The 16,100-nt window shown below is 70.5% G+C and carries 18 protein-coding genes; 8 read left to right on the top strand and 10 right to left on the bottom strand.

Annotation, left to right across the window (positions count from 1 at the left end; genetic code table 11):
* Window positions 1-129 precede the first annotated feature (129 nt).
* Window positions 130-387 carry a hypothetical protein gene (locus tag AB0J42_RS22295; RefSeq protein ID WP_364297295.1) on the top strand — a complete coding sequence of 86 codons (258 nt, stop codon included), beginning with the start codon at window positions 130-132 and terminating at the stop codon, window positions 385-387.
* Here AB0J42_RS22295 and AB0J42_RS22290 read toward each other — a convergent pair.
* The 4 genes from AB0J42_RS22290 to AB0J42_RS22275 all read right to left on the bottom strand — a co-directional run bounded on the left by AB0J42_RS22290 (window position 384) and on the right by AB0J42_RS22275 (window position 3,751).
* Window positions 384-1,046, bottom strand: coding sequence for a TetR family transcriptional regulator (locus tag AB0J42_RS22290; RefSeq protein ID WP_364297293.1), 663 nt, complete (start codon window positions 1,044-1,046; stop codon window positions 384-386). The two genes, AB0J42_RS22295 and AB0J42_RS22290, sit on opposite strands and share 4 nt — an antisense overlap.
* A gap of 74 nt (window positions 1,047-1,120) precedes the next feature.
* Entirely contained in the window at window positions 1,121-2,197 is a 1,077-nt protein-coding gene (locus AB0J42_RS22285) for a CapA family protein (protein ID WP_364297291.1), read from the bottom strand.
* Window positions 2,198-2,608: 411 nt separating this feature from the next.
* Window positions 2,609-2,830: a DUF397 domain-containing protein gene (locus tag AB0J42_RS22280; RefSeq protein WP_364297289.1), complete on the bottom strand. Its 222-nt coding sequence runs from the start codon at window positions 2,828-2,830 to the stop codon at window positions 2,609-2,611.
* A gap of 57 nt (window positions 2,831-2,887) precedes the next feature.
* A complete protein-coding gene (locus tag AB0J42_RS22275) occupies window positions 2,888-3,751 on the bottom strand; it encodes a helix-turn-helix transcriptional regulator (protein ID WP_364297287.1) in 864 nt (287 codons plus the stop codon).
* 862 nt (window positions 3,752-4,613) lie between these two features.
* On the opposite strand from AB0J42_RS22275, the gene AB0J42_RS22270 reads away from it, so the two are divergent.
* From AB0J42_RS22270 to AB0J42_RS22250, 5 genes are all read left to right on the top strand, one after another.
* Entirely contained in the window at window positions 4,614-5,228 is a 615-nt protein-coding gene (locus AB0J42_RS22270; RefSeq protein ID WP_364297285.1) for a hypothetical protein, read from the top strand.
* Window positions 5,229-5,345: 117 nt separating this feature from the next.
* Window positions 5,346-7,532 (top strand): molybdopterin-dependent oxidoreductase, encoded by a 2,187-nt coding sequence (locus AB0J42_RS22265; RefSeq protein ID WP_364297283.1) that lies wholly within the window; start codon window positions 5,346-5,348, stop codon window positions 7,530-7,532.
* Between the two features lies 1 nt (window position 7,533).
* Window positions 7,534-8,145 (top strand): HD domain-containing protein, encoded by a 612-nt coding sequence (locus AB0J42_RS22260; protein ID WP_364297281.1) that lies wholly within the window; start codon window positions 7,534-7,536, stop codon window positions 8,143-8,145.
* Between the two features lie 120 nt (window positions 8,146-8,265).
* Window positions 8,266-9,087 (top strand): Rieske (2Fe-2S) protein, encoded by an 822-nt coding sequence (locus AB0J42_RS22255; RefSeq protein ID WP_364297279.1) that lies wholly within the window; start codon window positions 8,266-8,268, stop codon window positions 9,085-9,087.
* Between the two features lie 28 nt (window positions 9,088-9,115).
* Window positions 9,116-9,589, top strand: a complete 474-nt coding sequence (locus tag AB0J42_RS22250) for a hypothetical protein (protein ID WP_364297277.1) — start codon at window positions 9,116-9,118, stop codon at window positions 9,587-9,589.
* Here AB0J42_RS22250 and AB0J42_RS22245 read toward each other — a convergent pair.
* From AB0J42_RS22245 to AB0J42_RS22230, 4 genes are all read right to left on the bottom strand, one after another.
* Window positions 9,586-9,807: a hypothetical protein gene (locus AB0J42_RS22245; protein WP_364297275.1), complete on the bottom strand. Its 222-nt coding sequence runs from the start codon at window positions 9,805-9,807 to the stop codon at window positions 9,586-9,588. The genes AB0J42_RS22250 and AB0J42_RS22245 overlap by 4 nt on opposite strands.
* A 30-nt stretch (window positions 9,808-9,837) precedes the next feature.
* On the bottom strand, window positions 9,838-10,593 hold the full coding sequence (locus tag AB0J42_RS22240) for a sulfite exporter TauE/SafE family protein (RefSeq protein ID WP_364297273.1): 756 nt from the start codon (window positions 10,591-10,593) through the stop codon (window positions 9,838-9,840).
* A 54-nt stretch (window positions 10,594-10,647) separates the two neighbouring features.
* The gene (locus tag AB0J42_RS22235; protein ID WP_364297271.1) at window positions 10,648-11,571 is read right to left on the bottom strand and encodes an SPFH domain-containing protein; all 924 of its coding nucleotides are present in this window, start codon (window positions 11,569-11,571) and stop codon (window positions 10,648-10,650) included.
* Between the two features lie 70 nt (window positions 11,572-11,641).
* The gene (locus AB0J42_RS22230; RefSeq protein WP_364297269.1) at window positions 11,642-12,430 is read right to left on the bottom strand and encodes an ABC transporter ATP-binding protein; all 789 of its coding nucleotides are present in this window, start codon (window positions 12,428-12,430) and stop codon (window positions 11,642-11,644) included.
* A 97-nt stretch (window positions 12,431-12,527) separates the two neighbouring features.
* On the opposite strand from AB0J42_RS22230, the gene AB0J42_RS22225 reads away from it, so the two are divergent.
* Window positions 12,528-13,220 (top strand): hypothetical protein, encoded by a 693-nt coding sequence (locus AB0J42_RS22225; protein ID WP_364297267.1) that lies wholly within the window; start codon window positions 12,528-12,530, stop codon window positions 13,218-13,220.
* Window positions 13,221-13,223: 3 nt separating this feature from the next.
* On the opposite strand, the gene AB0J42_RS22220 is transcribed toward AB0J42_RS22225, so the two are convergent.
* Together AB0J42_RS22220 and AB0J42_RS22215 are read right to left on the bottom strand one after the other, a co-directional pair.
* Window positions 13,224-13,838 (bottom strand): response regulator transcription factor, encoded by a 615-nt coding sequence (locus AB0J42_RS22220; RefSeq protein ID WP_364297265.1) that lies wholly within the window; start codon window positions 13,836-13,838, stop codon window positions 13,224-13,226.
* Entirely contained in the window at window positions 13,835-14,950 is a 1,116-nt protein-coding gene (locus AB0J42_RS22215; protein ID WP_364297263.1) for a GAF domain-containing sensor histidine kinase, read from the bottom strand. Before AB0J42_RS22215 ends, AB0J42_RS22220 begins: the two co-directional genes overlap by 4 nt.
* A gap of 238 nt (window positions 14,951-15,188) precedes the next feature.
* Here AB0J42_RS22215 and AB0J42_RS22210 point away from each other — a divergent pair, with 238 nt between their 5' ends.
* Window positions 15,189-15,845, top strand: coding sequence for an SDR family oxidoreductase (locus tag AB0J42_RS22210; protein WP_364297261.1), 657 nt, complete (start codon window positions 15,189-15,191; stop codon window positions 15,843-15,845).
* Window positions 15,846-16,100: the final 255 nt, after the last annotated feature.

Genomic DNA, 16,100 nt, shown 5'->3' with positions numbered 1-16,100 from the left:
CCGCGCAATACGCATCGCCGATGCCTCTCTGAGACCGCTACGTGAGGTCATCAGAATCTCACGATACGCATATAACTGCAGGTCGTGGGCATATACCGGTCACTTCGCCGCGAGCGGAAGGGGCTGGAGATGGGCGGATCCAGGCAGATGACGCTCGCGCTGGCGGTCGGCGTCGTGCTGTCGGCGGTGGGGCCCGGAGTCGCAGGCTACGTTTCGGCCCGGCTGGAAGGGGCCGAAGCGGCCGAGCGAAGACTGCGGGTCCTTGAGGCCGAACTGCGGGCGCACGACCATGAGGTCCAGCCGGTGTCGTCCCCCGAGGCGTGCGTCCGGCGCGACGAACCCCACTGGCTGCCGGAGCTGCTCGAAGCGTGGGAGCGGACGCGCTAGTCGGGCTGCGGCGTGTACGACCGGAGCTGGCGCGACAGGAAGCCCCGCACGAGCTGCCGGGCCGCGTCGATGATCTCCTCGGAGCCGCCGGGGTCGTGGCGGAAGGCGAGCTTGAGCACCGCGTCGCCCGCCTCGACGGCCACCAGCGCGGCGACGTCGAGCTCGTGGCTGTCGGCCAGGCCGAACTCCGTGAGCAGCAGCTCGCGGAGCCGCCCCGCGATCACCGTGTTGTTGTCGGAGGCGGAGTCGAGCAGGTTGAGGTCGACCACGTCACCGAAGTGGACGCTCTTGAACCCGGGCACCGACCGGTGCATGTCGACGTACTCGTCGATGATCGCGTCGACCGCGTCCCACCAGCCCCGGTAGTCCTCCTCCATGAACCGGCGTCCCACCCGGGTGACGAACAGCTCGACGTTGCGCCTGGTCAGCTCCTGGGTGATGGCCCGCTTGTCAGGGAAGAACTGGTAGACCGAGCCGATGGCCACCCCCGCGCGGTCGGCGATGCGGGTGGTGGACAGTCCTTCGTAACCGACCTCGTCGAGGAGTTCGGCGCAGGCGTCGAGCATCCGCTCGACCCGTCGTGCGCTGCGGCGCTGCGTGGGCTGCCGCCGGAGCGGTTTCGGCGACGCACAGTCATCTTCCAGTTGCGGCGTGGACACGACCTCATCTTCCCCCGCCTGACCCGATCGTTACCCGCGTTTGACGGGATTTCCCGGGGAATCCGGTGAACAGTTCAGGGGCGGGAGGACAAACCGGTACAGGACCGCAGCGCCTTCCAGTCGGCCACCGCCTGCTTCCGCTCGGGCCCGGTCATCGGGACCGGCACCCCGCCCTGGATCGTGGCAGGGGTCCACTTGTCCTTGAGGATCTTGCGGCCGTTGATGGTGAGGGTCAGCACGCCGGTGCGGCCGGTCGTGGCGGGGTTGGAGTTGTAGAAGACGAAGTTGCCCATCCCGTAGCTGACGTAGGCCTTGCCCAGATACCCGGCCCCCAGCAGGATGTGCGCGTGCCCGCCGACCACCACGTCGGCGCCCGCCTTGACCAGCTTCGGCGCGAGGGAGAGCTGCGCGGGGTTGGGACACTGCTCCATCTCGGTGCCCCAGTGCAGGTGCACGATGACGGTGTCGGAGTTCTTGCGCGCCTGCCGTACCGCCTTGATCAGGCGCGGCTCGTCCTTCGCCGACGCCAGCCCGCCCTTGCCGGGGCCGGCCGTCCAGGCGCTGATGAACTCGGTGTCCATCACCTGCGTCGCGCCGATGATCGCCACCCGGTTGCCGTTCACCGTCTTCCGGAACGGCTTGTACGCCTGCTTGTCGTTCTTGCCGATGCCCACGACCGGGAACTTGGTCTCCTTGATCGCGGCGAGCGAGTCGGCCAGGCCGGTCTCCATGTAGTCCATGCCGTGGTTGTTGGCCATCGAGGCCACGTCCACCCCGGCCGCCTTGAGCGCGGTCAGCGCACTGGCCGGCGCCCGGAACGTGTACTGCTTGCCCGGCGCCGGAGTCCCGCCCTCGGTGATCGCGGTCTCCAGGTTGACCATCGCCAGGTCGGCCTTGCGCAGCACCGACGCGATCGGCCCCAGCGCGGTGCGCGGATTGTCCAGCCGGGCCCGCAGAAAGCCCTCGAAGTGCACATCCCCGCCGAAGGCGATGGTGTACGGCTGACGTTTCGGCTTGGCGGGGGCCGTCGGCTCGGGTGAGGAGGTGGCCGCGGCCTGCCGCTGCCGCTCGGGCGTCTCCGGAACGGCGGCTGTGCAGGCGGCGAGCGCGGCCATGACGGCCATCATCGAGAGTGCGCGGGGGAAGGTCATCGGGGGCGCCATCCAGCTCGATTGGGACTTTCGTCATCGAGCATGCCATGTGCGAACTATTACCGCGTAGCGCCCCTCCCTTGACTTAAACCGCCGATCGCCCGACTCCAGCTTGACGATCAGTCATTTCTCGAAGTGAGGACACGACCCCCGGCTTGCAGGCGAGGGACAAGCGGGCAGCACAGAACGCCGGCATGGTGAGGCGCAAGCGGGGGGAAGGCAGAGGACGGCTGGCGAGGGCGTCCGAGACAGTGCTGGGGGCGCGGACAGAACACGCGCCCGGGAGGGAAATACGGAGCCCGCCACAGGGCGTAATTGAGTCTTGCGCGCTCGATTTCGGCGGGACTATCGGAGCACGTTCACTGGGCGGCCCCAGCAGGTTGCGGTGACAACGTGCCAGGGCCGTTTCATTTATGCGCGGGCCAGTGTTTCGAGGTCGAATTCACCGTCGCGGACGCCTGCGGTGAATGCCTCCCACTCCGCGGGAGTGAAGACCAGGACGGGTCCGTCCTGCTGCTTGCTATCACGTAGGGCCACGTTGCCGTCGGCGAGCGGAGCGACCTCGACGCAGGCAGAAGCACCGTTGCAGCGCCCGCTTCTCCGCCAAGCCGCATTCGTGGTTTCGTTATACATTTCCCCTCAAATGGCGATATGGGGGCGCCTTTGCCCCGAATAGTTGAGTGATGATTTTCAGCGCTGCCATAGCATGGCTTTACGCTGGATGAGCACGCGAGATTCGTCCTCATCCAAGGCCTCTGACCTCAGATGGTCAAATGCCGCTTCGTATCCAGCCACCCGTTCGAGGTCTTCGACGAAGTGAGCCGTGTACAGATGTTCCAGATATACGACATCGTCGAAACCGGCAAACTTCAGATGGATGTACGCGCCGGTGTTCACCGGATGCAGCGAGTCGAGGGGCAGCACCCGGAGGCTGACGTTAGGCAGCAGGGATGACTCCAGGAGATGCTCCATCTGGGCGCGCATCACGGAAGGCTCCCCGAAGCGGCGCATCAGGGCCGACTCGTCGAGCACCACCTGAAACTCCGGCGGGTCGGGCCGTCGCAACACCCGCTGCTGCCGGTCGAGGCGGGCCTCGACTCGGCTGCGGACGCCGCTGTGGGTGATCCGCGTGATGCCCCGGGTAGCCAGGATGACCTCCCGCGCGTATTCCTCGGTCTGCAGCAGGCCGGTCACGACCTGGGGTTCCCAGGAGCGCTGGACTATGGCCTCAGCCTCAAGCCCGAGGAATCTTGTGTATTCCTCCGGCAGGGCGTCTTCGTAATCTTCCCACCAGCCGCGCTGATCCGCATCCCGCAACAGGCCGAAGAGCTCGTCAAGTTTCTCCTCGCCGGTGCGGTAGAGCTGCCCCATCGCCTTGATGTCGTCGGCGCTGGGCATGGTCTTGGCTGCTTCGATCCTCGAGACCTTGCTGGGGGACCAGCCGAGCTCCTTGGCGGCCTTGGCGCCGGTGATTTTGCGTCGCTCGCGGAGAAGCCTGAGCTCCTGGCCGAGCCTGAGCCTGCGGACAGTCGGACTGCCCTGCGTCGATGGCACCGTCGACTCTCCTTGCCGGGAATGGAGGTGTAGCCGGAAAGGACCGTTTCGAGCCCGCGGTCTTGGGCCGTTCGCTCAATCTTACACTGCAACTTGCACGAGCACTCCCATTTGGTATTGCCAGAAGGCTTTCACGGAGAGACGGTGTAAGGCAAGCAAACCTTCTACGGGGGAAGGGGCTCAGGGTAGCCCGTGCAAGTTGCACCGCAATCAGAAGGACACCTTGCGAAGAAAGAGGAATCTTTCTTGCAGAAAGCCTTGCCGCACGAGTGTCTCCGGGGGACGATCGAGGCCAGGAGGAGCTTTCCAGGGCTGAGGAGGCCGGATTGTTCGCCGCACGGCCTCGCCCGAAGAGCTTCCCGCCCAAGACCACCCGCGGCCGGTCAAGCCGCCCAACCGGCAACGGCGCCGTCCCCGATACCGATGTCGAAACGAGGGAGGCCGCCTGCCGGAAGGATCGCGCAGCCAGTTAAGAGTCACCGCCGCGTTCGTCGCTCGTAGCCGAGCACACTCAAGCCGGACCCAGGCCGAGCACTCACCCGCCGCCTCTGGGCTGCCACCCGGCGGCGCCGGTCGCCGGCCTGCAGTCCGGCGCAAGAAGCCACCTCTGTGATGCCGCGAAAGGGGTCTTCTGTGTATTCACAAAGTACCAAGGGAGTCCGCCGACGCAAGTCCTCCATAGTCACTCACATTCAGGACCTGATGGCCTGTGCGGATCGCGAAATCTGCCTGGAATATGACGAGTTCGCCTACCGCCGGGGCTGGACGGTCGCCAGGGCGGGCTTCGGATGCCGCCTTTACCGTGACCCGCGCTTCGACCAGCTCAGGATTCCGCCACGGGTGACCGAGGAGGTGTCCTGAGATGCAGATCCACCAGGGCTGCGCTCCGCACCGCGCCGGCCCGCTCACCCGCCTCTGGCGGATCCGCGCCGAACTGCTGCTCGCCGCCGGGGCCGCGCTGCTCGTGCTGACCTTCGCGGGGGTCGCCCAGGAGGGCCGGTGGCTGCCGTTCGCCCTGCTGAGCAGCGCCGTCACGGCGCCGGTCGTCACCCGTTCCGGCCGAAACCGGGCAGTCGCGCACTTCTGGTGCGTGGTCTCCCGCCACCGGCTGCGCCGGGTCTGCCTGGAGACCACCATGCACACCCGCTCGGGCCGCATCCCGCTGGTGCTCTGGATCACCCCGACCGCCACCGGCGAGAAGGCCCTGATCCTGACCAGGGCCGGCATCTGCGCCGAGGAGTTCGAGGCCTACGCCGGGGAGATCGCCGCCGCGTGCTGGGCCAGGGCCGTCATGGTCTACAAGCACCGCACCCGCGCGAACCTGGTGATCGTCGAGATCGTCCGGCGCGACGAGCGTCCCGGGGCCCTCTCCCCCGGCTTCGCCAGGCTCTACGGCCGGGCCTGGACGCCGCTCCGGAGCGACCTCGAGGAGCCGTCCGATCCGCACCGCCTGCCGGCTCTCCAGCGGGCGGCCTGAAGACCTAGGGATCCGCGCCTCCCTAGGAAAGGCCCCGGAGACCGCGGGGGCTCCGGGGCTTCCCCTTGTCCCACGTACGGGCCAAGATGAGTTCATCTGACGAACTCAGGAGTCGTGATGACCTCGACCGTCCACCGGACCTGCCCCCTGTGCGAGGCCGTCTGCGGCCTGACGCTGACCCTCGGCGACGACGGCCGCGTGACCAGGGTGCGCGGCGACAAGGAGGACCCGTTCAGCAAGGGCTTCATCTGCCCGAAGGGCGCCAGCCTCGGCAGGCTGGACGAGGACCCCGACCGGCTGCGCGAGCCGCTGATCAGGGAGGGCTCTCGGTGGCGGGAGGCGACCTGGGACGAGGCGTTCGCCGCCGTCGAGCGGGGGCTGGCCGAGGTGACCGCCGCGCACGGCCGCGGGTCGACCGCCGTCTACCTGGGCAACCCGAACGCGCACACGATGGCCGGCGCCCTCTACGCCGGGCCGATGATCAAGGCGTTCGGGACCCGTAACGTCTTCTCCGCCAGCACCGCCGACCAGATGCCCAAGCACGTGTCCTGCGGGCTGATGTTCGGCCACCCGCTCGCCATCCCGGTCCCCGACCTGGACCGGACCGGCTACCTGCTGATGCTGGGCGCCAACCCGCTGGAGTCCAACGGCTCGCTCTGCACCGCGCCCGACTTCCCCGGCCGGCTCAAGGCGCTGCGCCGGCGCGGCGGCCGACTCGTCGTGGTCGACCCGCGGCGCACCCGGACGGCCGCCCTCGCCGATGAGCACGTGTTCGTGCGCCCCGGCACGGACGCCTACCTGCTGTTCGGCATCGTCCACACGCTCTTCGCCGAGGACCTGGTCACGCCCGCCTGCGAGGTGAACGGGCTGGCGGAGGTGCGCGAGGCCGCCGGGCACTTCCCGCCGGACGCGGTGTCCCGCCGCACGGGCGTGCCCGCCGAGGTGATCGTACGGCTCGCGCGCGAGCTGGCGGCCGCCGAGCGGGCGGCGGTGTACGCGCGGATCGGCACCTGCACGGCCGAGTTCGGCACGCTCGCCCAATGGCTGGTGGACGTGGTGAACACGCTGACCGGCAACCTGGACCGGCCCGGCGGTGTGATGTTCCCCAAGGCGGCGACCGAACCGGCCGTCAGGCGCGGGCCGTACCGGGTGGGGCGGTGGAAGAGCCGGGTGCGCGGCCTGCCCGAGGCGAACGGCGAGCTGCCCGTGGCCACGCTCGCCGACGAGATCGAGACGCCGGGCGAGGGGCAGGTCAGGTTCCTGGTCACGGTGGCGGGCAACCCGGTGCTGTCGGCCCCGGACGGCGACCGCCTGGACCGGGCGCTGGCCGGGCTCGACTTCATGGTGAGCGTGGACCCGTACCTGAACGAGACCACCAGGCACGCGCACGTCATCCTGCCGCCGCCGCGGGTGCTGCAGTCGGGACACTACGACTTCTCGCTGCTGAACTTCGCGGTGCGCAACTACGCGCGCTACTCGCGGCCGGCGCTGCCGCTGGACGGGCGGCCGTCGGAGGCGGAGATCCTGGCCCGGCTGGCCACGATCGCCTCCGGTGTGGAGGGCGACCTGGACGAGTTCGTGATCGCGCAGCTGCTGCGCAAGGCGGTGGACAGACCCGGGTCGGGGGTGGCGGGCCGCGACCCGGATGAGCTGCGCGCGCTGCTGGACGGCGAGACCGGCGCCGAGCGGCGGCTGGACCTGATGCTCCGGCTCGGCCCGTACGGCGAGTGGGCGGGCGGCGACCTGTCGCTGCGCAAGCTGCTCGACCACCCGCACGGCATCGACCTGGGCCCGCTGGAGCCGCGGCTGCCCGAGGTGCTGAGGACCGCCTCGGGCCTGGTCGAGCTGGCGCCGGAGCCGATCATGGCGGACGTGGACCGGCTCCGCGCCGGGCTGGACGCCGAGCCGCCGGAGATGGTGCTGATCGGGCGGCGCCACCTGCGTTCCAACAACAGCTGGATGCATAACGTCGCCCCGCTGGTGGGCGGGAGCAACGCCTGCACGCTCCAGATCAACCCGGACGACGTGGCCCGGCTCGGGCTCGGGGACGAGGCCGTGGTCCGCTCGGTCGCCGGCGAACTTACGGTGCCGCTGGAGCCGACCGACACGATCATGCCGGGCGTGGTCAGCCTGCCGCACGGCTGGGGACATCAGGGCAGCTCGCAGCGGGTGGCGGCGAAGCACCCCGGCGTCAGCGCGAACACGCTGACCGATGCGTCCGCCTTGGACGTTCCGTCTGGTAACGCAGTGTTCAACGGGGTTGCAGTGAGTATTTCACCTACCAGTCTGATCAGGGCACATTAAGGTGTCGCGCGTGACTATCGTGCCAGCAGAGGACCGCCTGACCCCCCAGATCGCCTTCGCCGTAGAGATCGACAAGTTGAAGCGGATTCTCCGCCGCAACCTGCTGATGGACGGTTCCAGGCGGGAGAACGACGCGGAGCATTCCTGGTACGTGGCCACGCTGGCGCTGATATTGGCCGAGCACGCGCCCCCGGGCACCGACATCCAGCGGGTCGTGGCCATGCTGCTCGTCCACGACCTGGTCGAGATCGACGCGGGCGACACGTTCATCTACGACCCGGTGGCGGTGGCCGCGCAGGCGGAGGCCGAGCGCGCCGCCGCCGACCGCATCTTCGCGCTGCTGCCCGGCGAGCAGGGCGCCGGGCTGCGGGAGCTGTGGGAGGAGTTCGAGGACCGCAAGACACCGGAGGCGAAATTCGCCAGGGCGCTGGACCGTTTCGCCCCGATCCTGGCCAACCACCACACCGAGGGCGGCACCTGGCAGCTGTTCAAGGTGAGGGCCGCCCAGGTGCGGGAGAAGGTCCGGCTCATCGAGGAGGGCTCGCCGTCGCTCGGCGCGTACGCGCGCGCGATCGTCGAGGAGTCGGTCGCGCGGGGCCACCTTCCCGAGTGACGTCCGCACCCCTGGGGTAGGGGACTTGTCGTGAAAGAGACAGTACGGGCGAGACGTCGGTACTTGGGGCGTTTCGCCGGACCAGTAGACCTCACTGACCGGCTAGAGAAGACCACATCCATGGACCGGCCGATCAGGGCGCTGGCGAAGGCGGTGCGCGAGCGGATCCCCCGGGGGTTCGTCCGCGACCTGCTGCACGGGGTGCCTACGGGCAAGCCCGCGCACCCGCCGCTGGCCGGTGTGAGCCTGGGCTGCTGGATGTCGGCCGCGCTGCTCGACGCGGCCAGGGCCGACCCGCGCGCCGTGCGGCTGCTGCTGGCCACCGGCATCGCCAACGCGGTGCCCGCGGCCGCCGCCGGCCTCACCGACTGGTCCTCGCTCCACAAGGAGCAGCAGCGGGTGGGGTTCGTGCACATGGCGACCAACCTGGTCGCGCTCGGGCTGTTCTCGGGGTCCCTGCTGGCCCGGATACGCGGCCGGGAGAGCGCCGGACGTGCGCTGTCGTGCGCGGGCCTGGTGGCCGGCGGGGTCGGCGGCTACCTGGGCGGCCATCTGGCCTACCGGATGGCGGCGGGGGCCAACCACGCGCCCCAGGTCTCCCACCTGGTGCCGCTCGGCTGGCACGACCTGTGCCTGCTGAAGGACCTGCCCGACGGCCGCCCGGTGTCGCGGCGGCTCGGCTACATCTCGCTCTTCGTGCTGCGGCGCGGCGAGCGGGTGACCGTGATGGTGGACAACTGCCCGCACCTGTCGGGCCCGCTCCACCAGGGCAGGGTGGTCGAGGAGGACGGCGAGGCGTGCGTGGTGTGCCCGTGGCACGGCAGCACGTTCCGGCTGGACGACGGCTCGGTCAAGCACGGCCCGGCCACCGCGCCCGCGCCCACGTTCGAGGCCCGCACCCTCAAGGACGGCACCGTCCAGGTGAAGCCGAGCTTGACCTGAAGTCGACTTCAGGTTCTACGGTCGCGGCATGGACACGATTCTGGTGACCGGCGCGACCGGCAACGTCGGCCGGCACGTGGTGAGCGAGCTGGCGCGGGCGGGTGGAGGTGGACGAGGCGTTCCTGGTGTGGCCCGGCTTCGCGACCAACACCCTCGGCTGGGCCGGCCAGATCAGGAAGGGCCTCGTACGCTGACCGTACGGGCCGGCGGGGCGGCCTATCCGATCAGCGGGCCCGAGCTGCTCACCCAGGCCGAGCAGGTGCGGATCATCGGCGAGGTGGTCGGCCGCGAGGTGCGGTGGGAGGACCAGCCGCCGGAGGAGGCGCGCGAGCACCTGCTGGCGGCCTGGGGCGACGCGGGCTTCGTGGAGTCCGCGCTGGCGGGCTGGCGGAGCTTCGTGGACTCCCCCGAGGAGGTCACGGACGTGGTGGAGAAGCTGCTGGGCCGGCCCGCGCTGCCGTTCCGGTCCTGGGTACGCGACCACGAGGCCGACTTCCGTTAGCCCTTCTCGTCGGCGGGGTGCTCGACCAGGGCGAGGATGCGGCTGGACATGAACCGGGCGGTCCGGACGACGGTGCCGCTCCGGGTCACCTCGCTGACCTCGACGAGCCCTCGCCGCGTGGCGATCTCGACCCGGCGGCCCGCGCGGGTGGCGGCGATCTCGTAGGTGCGCGGGGTGCCTCCCGCATCGATGACGATCTCTACTCGATCACCCTTCATGTACGGATTTGTACCCAGATAGTGGGGATTTCATCCGTACACCAGTTTGACAATCGCCACGATCCCCACCACCACGATCACCACCCGCAGCAGCGGCGCGGGGATGCGGCGGCCGACCTTCGCTCCCACGAAACCGCCGATCACCGCGCCCAGCGCCACGGCCAGCACCGCCCACCAGTCGATCTCCGCGATGAGCACGAAGAGCACGGCGGCGGTGAAGTTCACCACCAGCGAGAGCACGTTCTTGGCCGCGTTCACCCGCTGCAGGTGCTCGGTCAGGAAGCTGCCCAGCAGCCCGATCAGCAGCACGCCCTGGGCGGCGCCGAAGTAGCCCCCGTAGACGCCCGCCCCGAACACCCCGAGCCACAGGGCCGCGCCGCCGTCCGGGTGGGCGTTCGCGCGCCGGACGGCCAGCCAGTCGTTGAGCCTCGGCTGGATGACGACCAGCACGCAGGCCAGCCCGATGAGCACCGGGACGACCACCTCGAACACGTCCGGATCGAGGTAGAGCAGCAGGATCCCGCCCGTCAGCGAGCCGAGCGCCGACCCGATCGCGAGCCGGACCAGCCGGTCACGCTGGCCGCGCAGCTCCACGCGGTAGCCGTAGGCGCCGGTGAAGGAGCCGGGGACCAGGCCGATGTTGTTGGACACGTTCGCCACGACCGGATCGACGCCGACGGCCACCAGCGTCGGGAAGGTGATCAGGCTGCCCGAACCGACCACCGCGTTGATCGCCCCGGCCGCCATCCCGGCGGCCCACACGGCGAGCGCCTCCCAGACCGTCACCGCGACCCCTTCCTCTGATCCGGACAGGGTGAGCCTAGGGGCGCGGCCGCGGGCCTACGCCTCCGGGGTGTTCCGGGAGCCGCCGAACAGGCCACCGAGGTTCTCCAGCGCCCGGCTCATCTCCGAAGGGACGATCCAGATCTTGTTGGCGTCGCCCTTGGCGATCTCGGGCAGGGTCTGCAGGTACTGGTAGGCCAGCAGGTTCTGGTCGGGGTTGCCCTCGTGGATGGCCTTGAACACCATCCCGATCGCGTCCGCCTGCCCCTTGGCCCGCATCGCCTCGGCCTCAGCCTCGGCCTGGGCGCGCAGCACCGCCGCCTCCGCGTCGCCCTTGGCCCGTAACACCGCCGCCCGCTGCTCGCCCTCGGCCGTCAGGATGGCCGCCTGCCGCTGCCCCTCCGCGGTGAGCACGGCCGCCCGCTTGTCGCGGTCGGCGCGCATCTGCTTCTCCATCGAGTCCTGGATCGAGGCCGGCGGGTCGATGGACTTGAGCTCCACCCGGTTGACCCGGATGCCCCACCTGCCGGTCGCCTCGTCGAGCGTGCCGCGCAGCTCGGTGTTGATCTCCTCGCGGGAGGTCAGCGTGCGCTCCAGGTCCATGCCGCCGACGACGTTGCGCAGCGTGGTGACGGTCAGCTGCTCGACGCCGGTGAGGAAGTTCGCGATCTCGTACGTGGCCGCCTTCGGGTTGGTGACCTGGAAGTAGATCACGGTGTCGATGCTGACCACCAGGTTGTCGGAGGTGATCACCGGCTGCGGCGGGAACGAGACCACCTGCTCGCGCAGGTCGATCAGCTCCTTGATGCGGTCGATGAACGGCACCACCAGGTTGAGCCCCGGGTCGAGGGTGCGGTGGTAGCGGCCCAGCCGCTCCACGATCGCCGCCGTGGCCTGCGGGACGATCCTGATGCTCCGCGCCACCGCGAAACCCACCGCCGCGACCACGACGACGGCGACGACGAGCTGCTCCACGGACATGGCGACGCTCCGAAATCAGACGGGCCCGATCCGCTGAATGATATTTCGTCCGGAGTGTCGCGCGGGCCCGCTAGAACGGACGGACGTACCAGCGCCCCTGAGAGCTCCGATCCAGCGCGAGCGGCACCCCGAACGTCTGCGACAGGTTCTCGCCCGTCATGACGTGTTCCAGCGGCCCCTGGGCCACGACCGATCCGTGGCGGAGCAGCAGGCCGTGGGTGAACCCGGCCGGGATCTCCTCCACATGATGCGTCACCAGGACCAGCGCCGGCGAACGGTGGTCGTCGGCCAGCACCGCCAGCCGCCGCACCAGGTCCTCGCGGGCGCCCACGTCGAGCCCGGCGGCCGGCTCGTCCAGCAGCAGCACCTCCGGGTCGGGCATCAGCGCGCGGGCGATCTGCACCCGCTTGCGCTCACCCTCCGACAGCGAGGCGAACCGCCGCCTGATCAGATGGGCCGCCCCCATCATGTCGATCAGCTCGACCGCGCGGGTGACGTCGTTGGAGTCGTACTCCTCCGTCCACCGCCCGAGCAGCGCGTACGAGGCCGTCAGCACCAGGTCGATGACCTTCTCGTCCGGCGGGATGCGCTCGGCCAGCGCGGAGCTGCACAGCCCGATGCGCGGACGCAGGTCGAACACGTCCGCCTCGCCGATGCGCTCCCCCAGCACCTCCACCGACCCGTCGCTGGGGAACAGCAACGTGGCCGCGAGCTGCAGCAGCGTCGTCTTTCCCGCCCCGTTCGGCCCGAGCACGACCCATCGTTCGTCCTCTTCGACCGTCCAGTCGATGCCGCGCAGCAGGGTCGCCCCGTCGCGTCTGTAGGCGACGTCCTGGAACCGCAGCACCTGACCACCCATCCCCGATCCCCTCCTTGAGGAGTAACCCTGGGGACAAACCTATTGCAGGGCGAGCGCTTATCGTGGATCGGTGCGCCCTGAATCGCCTATCTGTCCCGTGCTCGTCGCCTGGGGTAACGCCTGGCTCACCGGCCACACCGGCCTGGACGAGGCGGCCGACCACGTCGAAGAGGTCGGCGGCCCCACCGTGGTGGGCGACGTTCCGCTCCGTAAATACCTGGCCAACCTTCGCTCCGGCGGGCTGAGCGGCTTCCGCCTCGCGCTGCCCGCGCCCGGCGACCCGCTCGGGCTTTCGGGGCCGCCGCCCTTCAACTCGGCGGCCGTGGACGCCGGGCAGGCCGCCGTCGCCGTGCTCGGCGACACCCGGCTCGGGCTGGTGCCCTCGCTCGATCTGCGCGGCTCCTCGTACGTGGGAGTCAGGCTGGACGTGCACGAGGCCGGACCGGTACGGCAGGACCTGCCGTCGGTCGCCGAGGCCGAGCGCGAGCTGTCCGAGGCGATGCGGGAGGCGACCCAGGCGCTGGCCGCCGCGGGCGGTCCCGCGCAGGAACGCCCCCCGCGCGTCGGCGACGGCGGCGGGGAGCTGGCGCCCGGCTACCCGCCGCGCGCCCACCGCGTGTCGGCGCTGGCCACCCGGCTGGGCACGGTGCTGCGCCTGGCGGAGGAGCGCGGGCTCACCTCCGGCGAGCTCGCCTCCAGCGCCGCCGCGCTGCGCGAACTGGACAGGGCCGTGCGCCGCGCGATCGTCGCCGCCCACCACGCCATCTTCGAGCCGGCACGACACACCTGACATTCAGGCCAGGCCGTGGCGGACGGCGTAGAGCGCGGCCTGGGTGCGGTCCTGCACGCCGAGCTTCATCAGCACGTTGGAGACGTGGGTCTTCACCGTCTTCTCGGCAACCGCGAGGCTGCGGGCGATCTCGCGGTTGGACCGGCCGGCCGCGATCAGCTTGAGCACCTCCCGCTCGCGGTCGGTCAGCGGCACCGGCGCGGGCGCGGCGTCGCCGCCCTCCAGCATCGCCTCGGCCGCCTCCGGCGCCAGCAGCACCTGCCCGCCGTGCACGGCCCGCACCGCCCGCACCAGCGCGACCGGGTCGACGTCCTTGTAGAGGAAACCGGACGCGCCCGCCCGCATCGCCGGGCTCACGTCCGACTTGTCGCTCACCGAGGTCAGCACCAGCACCCGGGTCGCGGCGCCGGACAGCTCGCCCAGCGCGCCCAGCCCGTCGAGCACCGGCATCTTCAGGTCGAGCAGCAGCACGTCGGGGTCGAGCTCGCGGACGAGTTCGACCGCCCGCGCCCCGTCACCCGCCTCCCCCACCACCGAGATGTCGTCCTGGAGGTCGAGGAAGGTCCGCAGCCCCTGCCGGACCACCGGATGGTCGTCGGCGATCAGCACCCGGATCACACGTCCACCTCCACCCGCACCCGCGTCCCCTCGCCGGGAGCGGAGTCGACGACCATCCGCCCGCCCACCGACTCCGCCCTCTCCTTCATCGAGACCAGCCCCAGCCCGCGCGAGGCGCCCTGCTCGAACCCGGTGCCGTCGTCCTCCACGGCCAGCGCCAGCCTGCCTCCCGCGTACGACAGCCGCACGGCCACCGTGGCGGCCTCCGCGTGACGCAGCGCGTTGTGCAGCGCCTCCTGGGCCACCCGGAACACGGCCACCTCCACCGCGGAGTCCAGCGGCGGCAGCCTGTCCGCCTCGAACGTGACCTTCGCGGGTTGCAGCCGGTCCAGCATCCGCACGTGCTTGCGGAGCGTCTCGGCCAGGCCGTGCCGGTCCAGCTCGGCCGGGCGCAGCTCCACGATCACCGCCCGCAGTTCGCCCAGCGCCTCACCCGCCAGCCGCTGCACCCGCTCCAGCTCGGCCGCGGCCTTGCCGGGCGCCGACTCGATCATCGCGCCCGCCGCCTGGGCGCTCAGCCGCAGCGAGAACAGCTTCTGGGTGACGGCGTCGTGCAGCTCACGGGCCACCCGGTTGCGCTCCTCCAGCATCGCCAGCTCGCGGCTCCGCTCGTACAGCCTGGCGTTCGCCAGCGCGATCGCGGCGTGCGCGGCGAAGACCTGGAGCAGGCTCTGGTCGGCCTCGGTGAACCCCTCGCCGGACCGCTTGTTGGCCAGGAAGATGATGCCCAGCACGTCGCCGTCGTCGGTGATGGGGACGCCGAGGAAGTCCTTCATCACCGGATGCGCCTTCGGCCAGTACTCGAACCTCGGGTCCGCCCGCAGATCGGGCAGCCGCACCGGGGCGCCCTCACGCAGCATCGCGCCCAGCATGCCGTGCTGGCGCGGAATGGGCCCGATCGCCTCCCACTGCTTGTCGGTGATGCCCTCCGCGACGAACTCCGCGAACGACCCATCGTCGTCCGGCACCCCTAACGCGGCATACCGGGCATCCAGCAACCGCTGCGCCGACCGTACGATGACCTGCAGCACCTCGCGCACCGACAGATGCCGCGTGACCGCCAGCACCGCGGAACTCACCGCTTGCAGGATCTCGTCGCGTTCCGCCGTCACGCCCACACTCTACTGACGCCCCACCGCCCACCCCCCGGCCCCGCGACGCCGCACCTCCGGCTCCTCACGAGGCAAGAGACCTGTTCCCGAGATCCTGCGGAACCCCGCGACCTACGCCTCCGGCCGGCTCCTCACCGGGACGGGCTGGATCTTGCGGAAGTCCTAGGACGATGTGCCCAGGTGAGGGCGGGCCCTGAGGCCGATGTGCGGGGGCTTTCGCGTTTCTAGCGTCGCGGGTATGACGAACATCGCACTCATCACCGGCGCCTCCCGCGGACTCGGCCTGGCGCTCGCGAGGACGCTGGCGAAGGCGGGCTGGCGGCTCGTGCTCACCGCCCGGGGCACGGACCAGTTGACCCGGGTCGCGGGCGAGCTGGGCGCAACGGCACTCCCCGGCGACGTCGCCGACCCCGCGCACGTGCGGCGCCTCGTGGACGCCGTCCCCGAGCTGGACCTCCTGGTCAACAATGCCAGCGGGCTCGGGGCCACGCCGCTGCCGCCGCTGGCGAACTACCCGTTGGACACGTTCCGCGCCCTGCTGGAGACCAACGTCACCGCGCCGCTCGCCCTCATCCAGGCCACGCTCCCCGCGCTGCGCGCCCGGCGGGGCGCCGTCGTCAACATCACCTCCGACGCCGCCACGGGGGCGTACGAGGGATGGGGCGGATACGGGGCCACCAAGGCGGCACTGGACCAGTTGTCGAACGTGCTCGCGGCGGAGGAGCCGGACCTCGCCGTCTGGTGGGCCGACCCCGGCGAGATGAACACCAGCATGCTGGCCGACGCCATCGGCGCCGAGGAGGCCGCCGCCGCCACCGACCCGGCGAAGGTGGCGACCGCCCTCCACGACCTCATCCGAACCCGCCCCAAGAGCGGCAGGGTGACCCTCCAGTGACCCCGGCAAGAACCACCAAGCCCCCCGCACCCACCCAAACGCCCACCGAGGCCGCCACACCACCCGCGCCCGCCCAAACGCCCGCCGAGGCCGCTGCACTGCCCGCGCCCTCTGAGAGGGCGATTCGTGAGTTGATGCCCCTTTGATCGCTTGCGCTGCGTGAGGAGTGCTGGTCACGGGCTCGTTGCCGGATTACGGACGCGGCTGAGCGAACAAGCCCGGCTCCGTTTCCACCAGAATGCCGAGGCTGACCAG

Source organism: Nonomuraea sp. NPDC049649 (assembly GCF_040675175.1).
GTDB lineage: Bacteria > Actinomycetota > Actinomycetes > Streptosporangiales > Streptosporangiaceae > Nonomuraea.
This window is presented reverse-complemented; position numbering and strand designations above follow the sequence as displayed.

Excerpts from the sequence above, each read along its gene's own strand:
- AB0J42_RS22210 (WP_364297261.1), top strand. The coding sequence starts at position 15,189 with ATGACGAACATCGCACTCATCACCGGCGCCTCCCGCGGACTCGGCCTG.
- AB0J42_RS22280 (WP_364297289.1), bottom strand. The coding sequence starts at position 2,830 with ATGTATAACGAAACCACGAATGCGGCTTGGCGGAGAAGCGGGCGCTGC.
- AB0J42_RS22270 (WP_364297285.1), top strand. The coding sequence starts at position 4,614 with ATGCAGATCCACCAGGGCTGCGCTCCGCACCGCGCCGGCCCGCTCACC.
- AB0J42_RS22245 (WP_364297275.1), bottom strand. The coding sequence starts at position 9,807 with ATGAAGGGTGATCGAGTAGAGATCGTCATCGATGCGGGAGGCACCCCG.
- AB0J42_RS22230 (WP_364297269.1), bottom strand. The coding sequence starts at position 12,430 with ATGGGTGGTCAGGTGCTGCGGTTCCAGGACGTCGCCTACAGACGCGAC.
- AB0J42_RS22295 (WP_364297295.1), top strand. The coding sequence starts at position 130 with ATGGGCGGATCCAGGCAGATGACGCTCGCGCTGGCGGTCGGCGTCGTG.
- AB0J42_RS22235 (WP_364297271.1), bottom strand. The coding sequence starts at position 11,571 with ATGTCCGTGGAGCAGCTCGTCGTCGCCGTCGTCGTGGTCGCGGCGGTG.
- AB0J42_RS22265 (WP_364297283.1), top strand. The coding sequence starts at position 5,346 with ATGACCTCGACCGTCCACCGGACCTGCCCCCTGTGCGAGGCCGTCTGC.
- AB0J42_RS22255 (WP_364297279.1), top strand. The coding sequence starts at position 8,266 with ATGGACCGGCCGATCAGGGCGCTGGCGAAGGCGGTGCGCGAGCGGATC.
- AB0J42_RS22250 (WP_364297277.1), top strand. The coding sequence starts at position 9,116 with ATGGACACGATTCTGGTGACCGGCGCGACCGGCAACGTCGGCCGGCAC.
- AB0J42_RS22285 (WP_364297291.1), bottom strand. The coding sequence starts at position 2,197 with ATGACCTTCCCCCGCGCACTCTCGATGATGGCCGTCATGGCCGCGCTC.